The sequence below is a fragment of the Microbispora rosea genome (assembly GCF_044460045.1).
Classification (GTDB): Bacteria; Actinomycetota; Actinomycetes; order Streptosporangiales; family Streptosporangiaceae; genus Microbispora; species Microbispora rosea.
In genome coordinates, this window is the sequence record NZ_JBITJO010000001.1 from 1,220,081 (window position 1) to 1,234,688 (window position 14,608).

Genomic DNA, 14,608 nt, shown 5'->3' on the forward strand with positions numbered 1-14,608 from the left:
CCATTATGACCGCCTGGACTCCCAGCGGAACCACCTCCTGATCGACAGGAGCGCGACCCCCGCCCACACCGCCAGAACCAGAGCCGGTACGGCTGCCGCCGTCAGATCGGAGCCGAGTGTGCCCGGCCCGTAGGAGGCGCGGACCGCGTCGACCACCGCGCTGGTGGGCAGGGCGGCGAGGAGTGGGCGCAGCCAGGAGGGCAGCAGGTCCATGATCGAACCCATCGCCCCGGACGCGAGGCCGGCCAGGAAGAAGAACGGCAGAGTCATGGGCGCCGCGAGCTCCCCGCGGGGAATCGCGGCCGTCCACGCCACCCCCAGCGTCGCCAGCACCGCCGAACCCGCGACCGCGAACACCGCGAACAGCACGGGATTCCTCGGCAGCGGCACGTCGGCCAGGAGATGTACGGCCACGGCCGACACGATCATGAGGGCGACCGTTTGCGTGACGGTGTTCGCGACCTCGCCGAGGAGAATCTGCCGGTCGGTGAGCCGGGTGGTGCGCAGCCGTTTGAGCAGGAGCTGGTCACGGCGCATGGTCAGGGCGACGGTGATGTTCAGGAACGCGGTCCCCGACAGGATGAGCGCCAGCGTCCCCACGAACATCTGCGTCGCCGCCGTGACGCCGTCGGCCTGAACGTCGCGCATCAGCGCCGGCATCCCGATCGCCAGCCCCAGCGGGGTGATCACGGAGGCGGGCAGCATGCCCTTGTCGCGCCAGAACAGCCGGGCGCTCAGCTTGTAGGTGGCCGTGAGGCTCATCGACGTGGGTCCCATCGGAAGAGGAGGCGGATGGCGACCAGGCCGAGGAGGGCCCAGACGGTCAGGTTCAGAACGGGCCCGGTCAGCGTCGTGAGCTCGCCGCCCCTGTAGGCGAGCCGCGAGATCTCGACCATCGCTCCGGTCGGCAGCAGGTCGAGTGTCCAGCGGACCCAGCCGGGGAGGAGGCCGGTGACGAACGGCCCATATCCTCCGGCCCCGACCGTGGTGGCCAGAATGAACGGGATCGTGGCGGGGGCGTTCAGGTCGGGGCGGCGGGTCACGATCGAGAAGACGACGCCGATCAGCGCCAGCACCCCAGCCACCGCGACGACGCACGCCGCGAACAGCAGCGGCAGTTCGGGTGGCGGTAGGTAGGTGAAGGTGTAGAGGATCACCGAGACGACGGCCGACAGGAGAGTGGCCTGCGTGACGATGTTGACGAGCTCGCCGCTGATGATGGCCCGCCCGCGCAGGCCCGAGGCGCGTAGCCGCTTGAGGACCAGCATCTCCCGCCTGGTCGAGAGCGTCACGGCCGTCTGGGTGGTCGCGACGATGGTCAGGACCATGGCGAGCATGCCGAGATGCATGCCGAGCACCACGTCCAAGTCGCGGCTCCTGAGCGAGGCGGCGATCAGCAACGGCAGGCCCGCCCCCAGGCAGACGCCGAGCGCCGCGATGCCGCCGACGGCCCGCCCGTCGCGCCAGAACAGCCGTCCGCCCAGCCGTGCCACGGCCAGCACCTCACGCACCGGCGCCACCACTTCGGGCAGGGCGGTCGCTTCGAGTTCCGTGGTCGCTTCGGGCGGGCGCGTTGGTTTGGGACATTTCGTCGTTTCGGGCCAGTTCCAGGAACAGGTCCTCCAGTGAGGCCGTCCGGACCTCCAGGCCGCGCAGGCGCAGGCCGCGTTCGCTCGCCCAGCCCAGCAGCGTCTGGGCGGCCAGGTCGGGATCGGCGGCCTTGACCACGGCGAGCCTGCCCCGCACGGTCGCGGGCAGCGGCAGCTCCCCGGGATGGCTCACGGACGGCAGCTCGAACGAGACCCGTCCCACCCGCGCGGCCAACGTCTCGGCCATGTCGCCTCCGACGGCGATCTCGCCCCTGTCCATGATGGCCAGGTTCGTCGCCAACTGCTGGGCCTCCTCCAGATAGTGGGTGGTCAGCAGCACGGTCGTGCCCCCGGCGGCGAGATCGCGGACGACCTTCCAGATGTTGCGGCGGGCCTCGGGATCCATGCCGGTTGTCGGCTCGTCCAGGAACAGCACGTCGGGCTCGCCCAGGAGGGCCAGCGCCAGGTCAAGGCGGCGTTTCTCACCGCCGGACAGCTGCCGCACCTTCGTCTTCGCCTTCGCCGTCAGGCCCGCCAACTCCAGCGCCTCGCTCGCCGGGCGCGCGGCGGGGGTGAAGTCACGCCAGATCCCGACCGTCTGCCCGGCCGTCAGATCGGGGAAGAATCCGGCCTCCTGCACCATGATCCCGACGTTGCCGCGCACCCGGGCGCGGTCTTTGAACGGATCGAGGCCCAGCACCCTGACCGAACCGGCGTCCGGCTTCTGGAACCCGGTGAGCAGTTCCATCGTCGTGGTCTTGCCCGCGCCGTTGCGGCCGAGCAAGGCGAAGACCGTCCCCGCCTCGACCTCGAACGAGATGTCGTCGACCGCCTGGAATCCGCCATAGCTCTTGCTGAGATGGTTCACCTGAATCGCTGCCACGTCTCGATCCTTCGCCCGGGGCGGCGACGGAAACAGTGAGCAATTCACAACTTCGCGGCGCGAGCGATGCATACGAAGCCGCGCGACTCGCCCATGAACCGATTGAGGGGGGCGGCGCATGCGCGAGGAGCGAACCAAGGCCGTCGTCAGGACCTGACCTCGCTCGCGTCACGGACGGTCGATCAGCTCGCCGACGTGCAGGGTCGCGGCGAGCAGCTCGGGGTCGCCGGTGCGGTCGTACGACTCGACGGCCGTGTCGGCGAACTTCAGGACGTGCTCGTCGCCGTGCTCGGCTGCTCGCTGGAGCGCGTCCTCGCGGGTCAGCTCGGGATAGCGCCGGACGATCTCCGCGCACGGGGCCGGCCGGGCCGGGGCGTACGTCGCGATGACCGCCACCACGGCCGCCCAGGCCGCCGTCAGGCTCGGCAGCCACTGCTCTGCCGGCAGGACCGGGAGCACGTGCCGCACGGCGTTGGGCGCGGTAGCGGCGTGGACCAGCAGGACCGGCGAACCGTGGCCGAGCCCGAGGTACGCGTGGGCGGCGCTGTCGACGAGCGACTCCAGCCGCGCCGGGACATCCTCGGCGGACGCGGCGGGTTTCAGCGCGCGCAGGCTCTCCGTCCAGCCCGGGCTGCGCTCGAGCCGGTCGAGCCGATGGGCGATGAAGCCGTTTTGCTCCTTGAGCCGGGTGACGGCCGGCAGGGCCTGTCGCGGTGTGAGGGCGCCCCCCGGCGCGACCACCCCGGCGAGCTCGCGATAGCGCGCGGCCCAGAACGCCAGCCCGTGGGCCAGTTCGTCGAGGGTCTGGCGTGCTGGGGCGCAAGCGGTGCCGCGCAGTGTACGCACCGCGTGACTGACCCGGATCACGCCGTGGGTCGAGCCGGCCACGATGCCCGGCACCAGCCGTGGCCACCACTCGGCGAGCACTTCCTGCCACGGGCGCTCGGTCAGCTCGTGCCGGAAGTACGCGGCCCAGTCGGGCAGCCGTCGCGCCTGGCCCAGCGCCGCGCGCCACTCGCCCGGCTGGATGGCCGCGCTCGTGCCGGGCAGCTCCGCCAGGCGGCGTACGTAGCGGTCGAGCCAGCCGTCGACGTCGATGTCGAGCCCCCGCCGGACCATGACCTCCACGGCCATCGGACCGTGGTTGGTCAACCCGTGGTTGCCCTCCTCGTCGCCGCCGAACTCCGGCCCGTACGCGTGCAGTCGCTCGTACGCTGCTGGCAGGGTCTCCATCATCGACTCGCGGGTCATGACGGCCACCTCAGCGGACGACGTCGTAGACGAGCTTGGTGATGCCGTTGGCGTACGTCTCGGACTCGGCCACCTTCAGCATCTGCTTGTCCTTGTCGGTGTCGCTGAACATCCGCTTGCCGGCTCCGAGCAGCACGGGGAAGACCAGCAGGTGGTAGCGGTCGATCAGGCCGGCGTCGGAGAGGCTGTGGGCGAGGGTGGCGCTGCCGTGGATGAAGATCGGGCCGCCGTCGCTCTCCTTGACCTTCACGACGTCCTCGAGGGAGCGCAGGATCGTGATGTCACCCCAGTTGTCGACGAGGGCGTCCTGGCCGAGGGTGGTCGAGACGACGTACTTCGGCAGTTCCTTGAGAGCGGCGAACTCCTCCATGTCCGGCCACACCGGCGAGAACACCTCGTAGCTGGTCCGGCCGAACATCAGCGCGGTGGCCTCCTCGATCTCCCGGCCCTTCAGCTCGTACGCCTCGGGCAGGAACTCGATGTCCTTGAAGGTCCAGCCGGCGCTGCGGTGGGCCTCGGTGCCGCCGCCGGGAGAATCGACGACGCCGTCCAGCGAGACGAAGGCGGTGTAGATCAGCGTGCGCATCTTCGATGTCCTATCCGTGGTCAACGTGGATGGCCTGAGTCTGTCCTGACATCACGGACACGGCCACGATTAGGCTCAGGGCTAATCGGAAGGGCGGCCGCGTGATCCACCTGCACTTCACGGCGACGGACTTGACCCGCGTACGCTTCGCCGTCTCACCCCTCATGGAGACCGTCGCCAGCCTGCGTACGCTGGCCGCCCGCAGGCAGGGGCGGCACCTGCACCGGCCCTGGATGGACCGGTTCGCCGAGCGAGCGGGCCGGCTGCGCGAGCGCGACCTCGACCTCCTGCGGGCGCTGGTGCGTCCGGAGGGCTACATCCCCGACTTCCTGGTGCCGCCGCCGGGTCGCCGGTCCTCGACCTTCGCGGACGCGCTGGCGCAGATCGCCGACGCCGACCCGGAGATCGTGGCGCAGGAGTTGGCGCACCTGGCGGCCCACCCGGTGGCCCAGCAGGGGCCCGGCCGCGAAGGGCGGCGAGCGCTGCTCCAGGCGCTGGTGGATCGGCCGGACGCGGGCATCGGCCCCGTCACGGAGGCGCTCGAGACGTACCACCGGGTCGCGATCGCCCCAGAGTGGCCGCGGATCAATGCGTTACTCCACGACGACATCGCCTACCGACTCGATGCCCTGGCCGACGGCGGCGTCGACCGGATGATGGGCAACCTGCACCCGTCGGTGACGTTCGCCGACCAGACGCTGAGGATCGTCAAGTACTACGAGGGCCACGCCGACTGCGGCGGGCGCGGCCTGTTCCTCGTGCCGTGCGCCTTCGCCTGGCCGGACGTCCTGGTGCGGACCGCGCAGCCGGATTCACCCAGCGTCTCCTACTCCCCGCGCGGCCTCGGCCGGCTCTGGGAGGAGTACCCCGAGCAGAGCGGCTCGGCGCTCGCCGGCGTCCTCGGGCAGACCCGGGCCGTCCTGCTGGCCCAGCTCGATCTGCCGATGTCGACCAGCCAGGCCGCCACTCAGATGGCGCTCTCCGCGCCGACGCTCAGCGTGCACCTCCAGGCGCTGCGTGCCGCCGGGCTGCTCACCTCGCGCCGGGCGGGCCGGCAGGTGCTCTACTCCCGGACCGAACTCGGCGACCGGCTGCTCAGCGAGGCAGGCCGGCAGCCCGACGCCTGAGCCGCAGCGTCCCCCGCCACCAGGGAGCTTGCGCCCGCCGAGCTCGCGGCGATCCCTGCCGAACAGTGGCGGCACCGGCTGCACGAGCTCCTCAGCTGATGGTTCGGAGCCCGGGCCACATCGCGGTCCACGACGACTTCAGGCCGGTGCATACCGAGACGGCCTTGCCCTGCTCCCCGTTCGGAACGCCCAGTCCGTTGTCGATCCGGGCCACGTCGTGGCAGCCGACGAAGAACCTGCTCCAGTCGGTGGGCCGCCAGTCGCCGACGTGGACGACGACGGTGCGTTGAGCCGGTGGCGGGCCCCATGACCAGTACGAGTTGTGACCGGAGTAGGTGGGGGGCAGTCCCGATCCGAGCAGGTCGAGTGCGCTCGCCTCGCTGTAGTCGTTGGCCAGGATCACCGCTCGGGCGCGCTCGTCGGGGGGCAGGGCTGCCACCACGCCCTTGACCGTGGAGACGAACGCCGGCCAGCCGATCTGGTTCGCGGTGTCCGGCACCGTGGCCGGAAGGGTGCTGGCGGCATAGGTGGCGACGGGCAGGACCGGCAGGGTCAGGTACGCGATGAGCAGACCCGAGACCAAGGCGGCGACGGTGAAGACTGCCCCCTTGATGCCGGCGTGGCCGCGTACGAGCCAGCGGTCGACGACGATCGAACCGGCGGCCATGAACACGGCCGCGGTGCCGATCGCGTAGTAGGCCTTTCCTCCGGTCGCGACGGCGAGGACGAGCGCGACGGGGCCCGCGATGCCGATCGCCCGCCACGGAACCGCGTTCCTCGAACGCAGGAGCCAGACCGCTCCGGCGAGGCTCACGGCGAACAGGATCGGACCGGTGAAGAGCCAGAGCAGCGGCACGATCTGGGCGCGGTTGTCCGCCGCGTACCCGGCGATGCGCGAGGCCATGGTGAGCTGGGGCCAGCCGTTCGCCGCCTGCCAGGCGAGGTTCGGCGCCCAGAGCAGGAAAGCGATCGAGATGGCCGCCCACGGCCACGGTGAACGGACGACGTCCCAGCGCCGGGCGGCGAGAACGCCCAGCGCCAGCCCCGCGGCCAGGAACAGCAGGGTGTCCTTGTTCTGCAGCCCTATCCCGGCGGTCAGGCCCACCGCCAGCCACAGGCGCCGGTCGGCACCGGCGAGAAGCCGGACCGCCAGCCACAGGATGAGCGCCCAGGCGAGCAGGTCGAGACCTGTGGTGGTGTCCATGTGGCCGGCGGCGAGATAGCCGGAGACGGCGGCCGTGACGGCCGCCAGGAACTGCGCCCGCCGAGACCCGCCGAGGTCGCGTGAGATGAGCGCGACGAGGACGACGACGAGCGCCGCCTCCACGGCCGGCAGCACCCGGACCGCGGTCGGCGAGACGCCCAGCAGGCCCACCGAGGCGGCGGAGAGCAACGGGGTCAGCGGCGGCTGGTCGACGTAGCCGAAGGCGGGATGCCGACCCGCCACGACGAAATACATCTCGTCGCCCAGGAAGCCGTAGGCGCCCGAGAACGCCAGCAGCAGAGCGACTACCAGACCAGCGATCAGGACCACCGGCCAGGGGACGACGAAGGACCGGGTGCGCTGGGTGGTGTCCGGCATTGTCACAGTGTGATCGCGCTACCGCCACGGCGCCAGGGCCTGTAACAAAGTCGATCAGAGCTAATCGCCCGGGCGATCGCCGAGCAGGAGCAGAGCAGGTCAGCGGCGGGGTAGCACGCCGAGGAGAGTCGCGGTCAGGGCCAGCTTCAAGGAGTCCTTCAGCTCCATGTGGAAGCGGGCCAGGTCGGGTTCGGCCTGGTAGGCCGCCTGCAGGCTGGGTGGGGGTGTGCTGTACGCCGACAGCGCGCCGGCCATGACCATGGTTTGCAGGCTGAACTGTGTCGCGTTCTCGCCCAGCTCGGGCAGGTAGTTCTGGATCAGGGCGGTCATGGCCGCCAGGCGCTCCAGGGAGGCGCGCTTGTAGCGTGCTACGACCTCGACGGAGACGTTGTGCTCCAGGACGCCGCCCTGTGCGCCGAAGAGGTCGCACAGCACCACTCGGCTGGAGAGCGAGCGGCTGAGAATGTCGGCCACCGCTGCCGCTCGCTCCGCCATGGGCAGATTCTCGTCGACGCCGGCGGCCAGCTCGTCCGCCAGTTCCCTCAGCCACTCCCGCAGGAAGCGGTCCAGCAGTTCCAGCAGCACCGCCTCGCGGGACTCGAAGTAGCGCAGCACGTTCGGCTTCGCCAGGCCCACCCGGCGGCTGAGCTCGTTCAGGGTGACCGCGGCCACGGGCATCTCGTCGAGCATCGCCGACGCCATGTCGAGGATCGCCCGCCGGCGGATCTCCCGCTGCTCTTCGGTGCGCGCCCGCTGGAAAGTCACGATCGCCAGCCTAACTTAAGTACCTCCGGTACGTTGACAACGTACCGCGAGTACCTTAGCGTCGTCGGTACAAGATACCTTCGGTACGTTAGTTAGTTGGGAGCCTGACATGGGCGAGAAGTGGACGACGGCCAACATTCCGGACCAGCGCGGACGGGTGGCCGTGGTGACCGGGGCCAACACCGGACTGGGGTACGAGACCGCCAAGGCGCTCGCCGAGCGCGGGGCGTCCGTGGTGCTCGCCGTACGCAACGTGGAGAAGGGCGAGCAGGCCGCGGCCCGCATGACCGGCGACGTGACTGTGCAGGCGCTGGACCTGACCTCGCTCGACTCCGTCCGGGCCGCGGCGGCGGCGCTGCGGTCCCGGCTCGACCGGATCGACCTGCTGATCAACAACGCCGGCGTGATGTACACCCCGAAGCAGACCACCCGGGACGGCTTCGAGATGCAGTTCGGCACCAACCACCTCGGCCACTTCGCGCTCACCGGGCTGCTGCTCGACCTGATGCTGCCGGTGCCCGGCTCGCGCGTGGTCACGGTCAGCAGCACCGGCCACCGCGTCCGGGCCGCGATCCACTTCGACGACCTGCAGTGGGAGCGGTCGTACAGCCGGGTCGCCGCCTACGGCCAGTCCAAGCTGGCCAACCTGATGTTCACGTACGAGCTGCAGCGCCGGCTCGCCGCGCACGGCACCACCGTCGCGGTGGCCGCCCACCCCGGCGTGTCCAACACCGAGCTCGCCCGCAACGCCCCCGCGGCCCTCCGGCTTCCGCTCACCTGGCTCGCGCCGCTGATCGCCCAGACGTCGGCGATGGGCGCGTTGCCGACCCTGCGCGCCGCCGCCGACCCCGCGGTGCTCGGCGGCCAGTACTACGGTCCCGGCGGACGCTACGAGATCATGGGCCACCCCCGGCTGGTCACCTCCAGCCCGGAGTCGTACGAGATGGCCGTCCAGCAGCGGCTGTGGGCCGTCTCCGAAGACCTCACCGGAGTGAGGTTCCCCGTCGTTCAGTCCAAGCAGAACCCGTTTCCCTCCGGATCGGTCGTCACGATGTAGGCGGCGTTGTTCGCCTTCGTCGTACGCGAACGGGTCAGGGTCGCTCGTGCCGGTCGAGGCCGAGCGTGGCGAGGAGGTCTTCGTGGAGCTCGAACCAGACACGATGGCAGGAGTCCACGTCGGTGCGGTCGACCCAGGCGCCCTTCCCGGCTCGGGCGTGTGCCAGGGCTGTGGCGAATCGTGTGTCATATCCGTGGAACCGCGTGAGGACGCGGCCGAGCCGGTCGACGAGTGGCGTGAGTGCCCGGTCGATGCAGGCGAGCTCGTGAAGCACTCCGGCGTCCCAGGTGGGATCGGAGTGGTCGTTGACGGCGAGCCGATCGCCGGCGGTGGGCCGGAGTTGCCAGTCGGTGCAGGCCTGCAGCAGGAGAGCGTTCAGCGGAAGGAACATGCGGTAGACGTCTCGGACCTCGTCGGCGCCGCCGACGCGGGTGAGCTCGGCCGCGAGCCGGCGCTCGTTCTCGGCGCGGCCCGGTTCGGTCAGCGACCAGCCTCCGGTGCCCGCGAAGGCGGTGTGCTCCACCCAGCCACGTGCCTCGGCGTCGCGCAGCACCTCCTTCGTCGTGGCCGCGTCGAGTCCGTACCGATGCGCGATCGCCGGGGTGTCCGCGAACCCGGTGATGCGTACGGCGTGCAGGACCAGGAGGTCGGGCGCGGAGTCGCGCGTCACGAGCCGGCGTCCTGTCGTGCCGTCAGGCGGGTGTAGTGCTGCTGGCACGCCTGGGGGGAGTTGAACCCCATCACGTGTGCCATCTGCGCCCAGGTCAGACCTGCGCTCCGGGCGATGAACAGCAGGGCGGACTCGAGTCCTTCGACCTCGGCTCGTGCGGCCGGCAGGAGGGCGAGTGCGCTCAGGATGTCCTCCGGCGCCAGGCCGGCGTTGCGCCAGACGGCGAACTGCACAAGGTCGACCGCCGACGGCGGGACGGGTGAGGGACGCCACGGGCGGGCGTCGAGCTCGTCCGCGCCCAGGCCCAGAAGACGTTCACGCGCGTCCCGTTCACGCTGAGCCTGCACGTTGTCGGCGTGCGCGCTGATGTCGTCCTTGCGTTGCATAGGGCTCAGAATGCACAATCAACAAATTATTGTCAACGCTTCGTTGAAGGGAAGCGTCGTGGTCGTACCTCTCCTGGAGAGCGTCGTCGGCACGTGCGGGGGCAAGGCCGGCGCGCTCGGCGCGTTGCTCCGTGCGGATCTGCCGGTTCCTGACGGCTTCGTCGTCCCGTTCGACGCCTACCTCGCCGCTGTCCATGAATTGGACCTCGGGCGGTTCGCCGGCGAGCCGGACGACGTCGCCGCGGCGCGGCAGGCGGTCGAGGCGCGGCCGGTCCCCGCCGCCGTGATCGATGCGCTGGGACGCGCGCTCGACCAGCTCGGTGATCCGCCCGTGGCAGTGAGATCATCGGCGGCGAAGGAGGACACCGGCCAGGCATCGGCGGCCGGCCAGCACGACAGCTTCCTCGCCGTGCGCGGAGTCGGTTCGGTCGCCACGGCCGTACGCGCCTGCTGGGCCTCGCTGTTCTCCCCGCGTGCCGTCGCCTACAGGGCTGCCTCGGACGATCAACCGTTCAGCGATCTTCTGATGGCCGTCATCGTCCAGCGCCACGTAGACGCCGAGATCTCCGGGGTCATGTTCACACCGGCGGACCCGGACGAGGCGACCCGGATCGAGGCGTCCTGGGGCCTCGGCCCCAGCATCGTCGAGGGCAGAGTCACCCCTGACGCCTACCGCGTCGCCCGGGACGGGTCGGTCACCCGCACCGTCGCGGACAAACAGAAGCGCCTCGACCGGCGTGGCACGCGGCTCGTCATCCGCGACGTGCCCACCGCTGTCCGGAACCGGCCGGCCATCGACGACACGACCGCCGCGCGGCTCGCCGAGCTGGGCGGACAGATCGCTGCCGCACTCGGCGGACCGCAGGACATCGAGTGGGCGATCGCCGACGGCCGCACGTGGATTCTGCAAGCACGGCCGGTCACCGCCGCACTCCCACCACCCCCACCCGGAGCCCCGGGCGTCACAATCGCCGAGCTCGCTGGAACGCCCGGCAGTCACGGGACCGTGACCGGCACCGCGAGGATCGTCCGTGGGTTCGGCGACTTCGCGCGCGTGCGCCCGGGCGACATCCTCGTCTGCCCCTTCACCGACCCCGCCTGGACGCCGCTGCTCCGCATCGCCGCCGGCGTCGTCACCGAAACCGGAGGCGTGCTCTCCCACGCCGCGATTGTCGCTCGGGAGCACGGCATCCCCGCCGTCCTCGGCGTCCCGAACGCGACGAGCAGGCTCCGCGACGACACCGTCGTCACCATTGACGGCACCACCGGCACCGTCACGGCGGCAGACGCGTGACTGCTCACTTCCGTCGTCCGCGCCGGCTCCCGTACCTGTCATGACGATCAGACGCCTCTACCTCGCGCGCCACGGCGCAGCCGACGCGTTCGGCGAACTCACCGATGTCGGGCGTCGGCAGGCAGGCCTGCTGGGCGAACGGCTGGCGGCCGTGCCTGTCGACGCGGTGTGGCACTCACCGCTGCCGCGTGCGGTGGCAAGCGCGTACGAACTCGCGCGTCATCTGCCGGAGAACGTGCCCGTGACCGAGGCGGCCGAACTCGTCGACCACGTGCCCTACGTGCCCGGAGCGGCAGAGACGCCCCCGTCCTGGGCCGGCTTCTTCGACGGCTACGACGAGGCCGCGGCGGCCTCGGGCCAGAGGATCGCCGATGCTCTGGTCGCCCGGTTCGCGAAGGTCCCCGAGCCAACCGCGGAAGGCGTGCGGCCCGGCACGCACGAGGTCCTGGTGACGCACGCCTATCCGATCGCGTGGCTGGTGCGGCACGCCCTGGACGCGCCGCCGTCCCGGTGGCTTGGCCTGAACAGCGCCAACACCGCGCTGACGGTCATCGAATACCGCGACGGCCTGCCGCCCACGATCGTGATGTTCAACGACATGAGTCACCTCCCGCCCGACCTGCGGTGGACCGGATTCCCCGCAGGCATCAGGCCGTGAGGCGGCGTCAGGATGCCCGGGCGTCCGCGGCGGGCTTGAGCACGTCCCTGCACCAGGTGCGGAAGTCCGTCGGCGTGGGCGTGGCGGTCGCCCAGTCCGCGTCGTAGATGCCGTGGTCCTGCGCGGCGAACGCCTCGGTCACGTCCTTCACCGCCTGGTCGCCGGCGCCCCGGGAGCGCAGAAGCGACGCGTAATCGTCCAGGCTCACACGACGGTAGGCGACCGGACGCCCGAGCTCCTGGCTGATCACCTCGGCCATGCCGTCAGGGGTCAGCCGGTCGGGGCCGAACACGGGGAGGTTCTCCTGCCCGGTCCAGGACAGGTCGGTGAGCAGGCCGGCCGCGATGCCGGCGATGTCCCGCGTCGCGATCGACGCCAGCGGCAGGTCACCCGCACAGGTCAGGGAGAACGCGCCGTGTCCGAGGATCGCATCGAGCTGCCCGAGGAGGTTCTCCATGTAGAAGGGCATGGACAACGCCCGGTACGCCGCACCGGACGTGCGGAGTTCGGCGTCCATCGCGAAAGCCGCCGAGAGGACGCCTGCCGGGGCCGGCCAGCCGTGCCCGGCGCTGGAGACACCGACGACGTGACCGACGTCGTGGCGGGCGACGGCAGCGGAGCCCGCCCGGGCGAAAGCGAGGTAGTGCTCCTCGGCGCTCGGCGCCTGTGGATTCGGTGGGACGAGCCAGAACAGCGCATCGGCCCCGGGTAGTGCCTTGTCGAGCGCGGCCGGATCGTCGTGGGAGCCAACGACGATCTCGGCCCGCTCGCGGACCGCGCCATTCAGACGCGAGGCGTCCCGGACGATCACCCGGATCTCTTCGTCCTGGTCGAGCAACCGACGGACCAGCCGGCTGCCGATCTGTCCTGTCGGTGTGGTGACGACGATCATTAGATCTCTCCTAAGCTGAACCTGAACTCCGGTTCCGAATATGGCACGGCTTCCAGGCAACGTCAATTAGAGTGGAGTGACCATGACCGCTCCCGTACGCTCGTTGCGCGCCGACGCCCGGCGCAACCGCGAGGCCGTCCTCGATGCGGCCGCCGAACTGTTCGCCCGGCGAGGCGACGCCGTGCAGATGGACGAGATCGCCGAGCGTGCCGGCCTCGGAGTCGGCACCCTCTACCGGCACTTCGCCGACAAGCGAGCGCTACTCGCGGCGATCATCGGCCGCCGGTTCGAGGCGATAACCGGCCTCGCCCGCGCCGCCGACGAGGCCGAGGATCCGTGGGTGGCGTTCGAGACGCTGCTGTACGGCTATCTGGAGTCCGCGGAGGCCGACGCCGCGTTCCGCTTCGCGCTCCTCGGCCCGGAAGAGCCGAGCTGGAACGACATCGCCGCCGAGAAGACGGATTTCTCCGCGATCACCGAACGCATCGTGCGGCGCGCCGTCGACGCCGGCCGCCTCCGTGAAGACTTCCGCGCCGATGACTTCGTGCTCATCACCCGTGGTGCCATGGCCAACATGACCGGTGCCGGTGCCTGGCGCAGGCACGTCATGCTTGTGCTGGAGGGCATCCGCGGCTCCGGCCCAGCCGCGGGAGACGTCTAGCGCTGCTTGAGACGGAGTGCTTCTTTGCGGACCTCGGCCTGGACGGACCGTTCGTGCTCCAGCCACGGCGGGTTCTCCGCCTTCAGCGCCTCGATCTCGGCCGTGGTGAGCGGTCCGGTGATTCCGCCTCTAATGAGGCCGGAGATGGAGATCCTCAGCTTCGCGGCGATGACCTGCTTGGGGTGCGGGCCGTTGCGGCGCAGGTCGAGGAGCCAGGCGGGCGGCGTCGACTGCAACTCGTTCAGCTCGTCCCTGGAGACGACACCCGCCTGGAACTCGGCGGGCGTGGCCGAGAGGAGGACACCCAGCTTCTTGGCCGCGGTCGCGGGCTTCATCGTCTGGATGGTCTTCGGCTTGGACGAGCTCATAAACGTCAAGAGTAGTCAGTCGGAGCGGGTTCCCATGACATCGGTAGCCTGAGGAAGTGACTGATGGAGAGACCGGCAGGGTGTTCCGGCTGGCTTACGTGCCCGGGGTGACACCCGCGAAGTGGGTCAAGATCTGGACCGAGAGGACGCCCGACGTGCCGGTCGCCCTGGTCGCGGTTGCCGCCGACGAGGTGGTGGGGCTCCTCCGGAACGGCGGCGCCGACGCCGGATTCGCCCGGCTACCGATCGACCGAGACGGGCTCAGCGTGATTCCTCTCTACGTGGAGACCACAGTGGTCGTGGTGCCCAAGGACCACGCGGTGGCCGCCGCCGACGAGGTGACCGTCGCCGACCTCGCCGACGACGAGGTGTTCCACGCCCTGGACGACACGATCGAGTGGCAGGTCCGGCCCGGGCAGCGCGCGTTCACCCGTCCGGCCACGACGGAGGACGCGGTCCAGCTGGTGGCGGCCGGCACCGGGCTTCTCCTGGTCCCGCAGTCGCTGGCACGCCTTTACCACCGGAGGGATCTCACGTACCGGCCGGTGCTCGACGCGCCGCAGTCTCAGATCGCGCTGACCTGGCCCACGGACGCGACCACCGACCTGGTCGAAGATTTCATCGGCATCGTCCGCGGCCGGACGGTGAACAGCTCGCGGGGCCGGACCCCTGCCTCGCCCGCGGAGAAACCAGCACCCCGGCAGGCCCAGAAACCCGCGCAGAACGGCTCCGGTCGCCGGGGCGTGCCGGCCGGCCGCAAGAGGAAGGGCTATCGGTCGCGGTGACCTCCGACCCCGAACCTTCGCCTGACCGCAGGCGGGCGTGACAGGTACGAGGCC

At 70.6% G+C, this 14,608-nt stretch carries 17 protein-coding genes; 6 read left to right on the plus strand and 11 right to left on the minus strand.

The features are described 5' to 3' along the window. Positions 1–3: 3 nt before the first annotated feature. The 5 genes from ACIBK1_RS05935 to ACIBK1_RS05955 all read right to left on the minus strand — a co-directional run bounded on the left by ACIBK1_RS05935 (position 4) and on the right by ACIBK1_RS05955 (position 4,309). The gene (locus tag ACIBK1_RS05935) at positions 4–762 is read right to left on the minus strand and encodes an ABC transporter permease (protein WP_030506903.1); all 759 of its coding nucleotides are present in this window, start codon (positions 760–762) and stop codon (positions 4–6) included. Next, positions 759–1,511, minus strand: a complete 753-nt coding sequence (locus ACIBK1_RS05940; protein ID WP_156080836.1) for an ABC transporter permease — start codon at positions 1,509–1,511, stop codon at positions 759–761. The genes ACIBK1_RS05935 and ACIBK1_RS05940 overlap by 4 nt, the downstream gene beginning before the upstream one ends. Next, a complete protein-coding gene (locus tag ACIBK1_RS05945; protein ID WP_231513796.1) occupies positions 1,504–2,472 on the minus strand; it encodes an ABC transporter ATP-binding protein in 969 nt (322 codons plus the stop codon). The genes ACIBK1_RS05940 and ACIBK1_RS05945 overlap by 8 nt, the downstream gene beginning before the upstream one ends. 168 nt (positions 2,473–2,640) lie before the next feature. Continuing rightward, positions 2,641–3,723 carry a questin oxidase family protein gene (locus ACIBK1_RS05950; RefSeq protein ID WP_396732626.1) on the minus strand — a complete coding sequence of 361 codons (1,083 nt, stop codon included), beginning with the start codon at positions 3,721–3,723 and terminating at the stop codon, positions 2,641–2,643. Positions 3,724–3,733: 10 nt separating this feature from the next. Further along, positions 3,734–4,309: a dihydrofolate reductase family protein gene (locus ACIBK1_RS05955; RefSeq protein WP_030506907.1), complete on the minus strand. Its 576-nt coding sequence runs from the start codon at positions 4,307–4,309 to the stop codon at positions 3,734–3,736. A gap of 101 nt (positions 4,310–4,410) precedes the next feature. On the opposite strand from ACIBK1_RS05955, the gene ACIBK1_RS05960 reads away from it, so the two are divergent. Continuing rightward, complete coding sequence (locus ACIBK1_RS05960; RefSeq protein ID WP_030506908.1) at positions 4,411–5,436, plus strand: DUF5937 family protein; 1,026 nt, start codon at positions 4,411–4,413, stop codon at positions 5,434–5,436. 91 nt (positions 5,437–5,527) lie between these two features. Here the strand turns inward: ACIBK1_RS05960 and ACIBK1_RS05965 are convergent, their stop codons facing one another. Beyond that, positions 5,528–7,018: an ArnT family glycosyltransferase gene (locus ACIBK1_RS05965; RefSeq protein ID WP_396732630.1), complete on the minus strand. Its 1,491-nt coding sequence runs from the start codon at positions 7,016–7,018 to the stop codon at positions 5,528–5,530. Between the two features lie 99 nt (positions 7,019–7,117). Then, on the minus strand, positions 7,118–7,783 hold the full coding sequence (locus ACIBK1_RS05970; RefSeq protein ID WP_030506910.1) for a TetR/AcrR family transcriptional regulator: 666 nt from the start codon (positions 7,781–7,783) through the stop codon (positions 7,118–7,120). Positions 7,784–7,892: 109 nt separating this feature from the next. Here ACIBK1_RS05970 and ACIBK1_RS05975 point away from each other — a divergent pair, with 109 nt between their 5' ends. Further along, a complete protein-coding gene (locus ACIBK1_RS05975; RefSeq protein ID WP_396732633.1) occupies positions 7,893–8,840 on the plus strand; it encodes an SDR family NAD(P)-dependent oxidoreductase in 948 nt (315 codons plus the stop codon). Positions 8,841–8,874: 34 nt separating this feature from the next. On the opposite strand, the gene ACIBK1_RS05980 is transcribed toward ACIBK1_RS05975, so the two are convergent. Together ACIBK1_RS05980 and ACIBK1_RS05985 are read right to left on the minus strand one after the other, a co-directional pair. Next, a complete protein-coding gene (locus ACIBK1_RS05980; RefSeq protein ID WP_396732636.1) occupies positions 8,875–9,510 on the minus strand; it encodes a transcriptional regulator in 636 nt (211 codons plus the stop codon). Next, complete coding sequence (locus ACIBK1_RS05985; RefSeq protein WP_396732639.1) at positions 9,507–9,896, minus strand: DNA-binding protein; 390 nt, start codon at positions 9,894–9,896, stop codon at positions 9,507–9,509. Before ACIBK1_RS05985 ends, ACIBK1_RS05980 begins: the two co-directional genes overlap by 4 nt. 58 nt (positions 9,897–9,954) lie before the next feature. On the opposite strand from ACIBK1_RS05985, the gene ACIBK1_RS05990 reads away from it, so the two are divergent. Together ACIBK1_RS05990 and ACIBK1_RS05995 are read left to right on the plus strand one after the other, a co-directional pair. Continuing rightward, positions 9,955–11,190, plus strand: a complete 1,236-nt coding sequence (locus tag ACIBK1_RS05990) for a PEP/pyruvate-binding domain-containing protein (RefSeq protein ID WP_396732642.1) — start codon at positions 9,955–9,957, stop codon at positions 11,188–11,190. A 40-nt stretch (positions 11,191–11,230) separates the two neighbouring features. Further along, positions 11,231–11,848, plus strand: coding sequence for a histidine phosphatase family protein (locus ACIBK1_RS05995; RefSeq protein WP_396732645.1), 618 nt, complete (start codon positions 11,231–11,233; stop codon positions 11,846–11,848). A gap of 7 nt (positions 11,849–11,855) precedes the next feature. Here ACIBK1_RS05995 and ACIBK1_RS06000 read toward each other — a convergent pair whose 3' ends face one another. Beyond that, on the minus strand, positions 11,856–12,740 hold the full coding sequence (locus ACIBK1_RS06000; protein ID WP_396732648.1) for an NAD(P)H-binding protein: 885 nt from the start codon (positions 12,738–12,740) through the stop codon (positions 11,856–11,858). An 82-nt stretch (positions 12,741–12,822) separates the two neighbouring features. On the opposite strand from ACIBK1_RS06000, the gene ACIBK1_RS06005 reads away from it, so the two are divergent. Continuing rightward, a complete protein-coding gene (locus tag ACIBK1_RS06005) occupies positions 12,823–13,401 on the plus strand; it encodes a TetR/AcrR family transcriptional regulator (RefSeq protein WP_396732651.1) in 579 nt (192 codons plus the stop codon). On the opposite strand, the gene ACIBK1_RS06010 is transcribed toward ACIBK1_RS06005, so the two are convergent. Then, a complete protein-coding gene (locus tag ACIBK1_RS06010) occupies positions 13,398–13,769 on the minus strand; it encodes a DUF5997 family protein (protein WP_396732654.1) in 372 nt (123 codons plus the stop codon). The two genes, ACIBK1_RS06005 and ACIBK1_RS06010, sit on opposite strands and share 4 nt — an antisense overlap. Positions 13,770–13,825: 56 nt before the next feature. On the opposite strand from ACIBK1_RS06010, the gene ACIBK1_RS06015 reads away from it, so the two are divergent. Next, positions 13,826–14,554, plus strand: a complete 729-nt coding sequence (locus ACIBK1_RS06015) for a LysR family substrate-binding domain-containing protein (protein ID WP_396732657.1) — start codon at positions 13,826–13,828, stop codon at positions 14,552–14,554. Positions 14,555–14,608 lie beyond the last annotated feature (54 nt).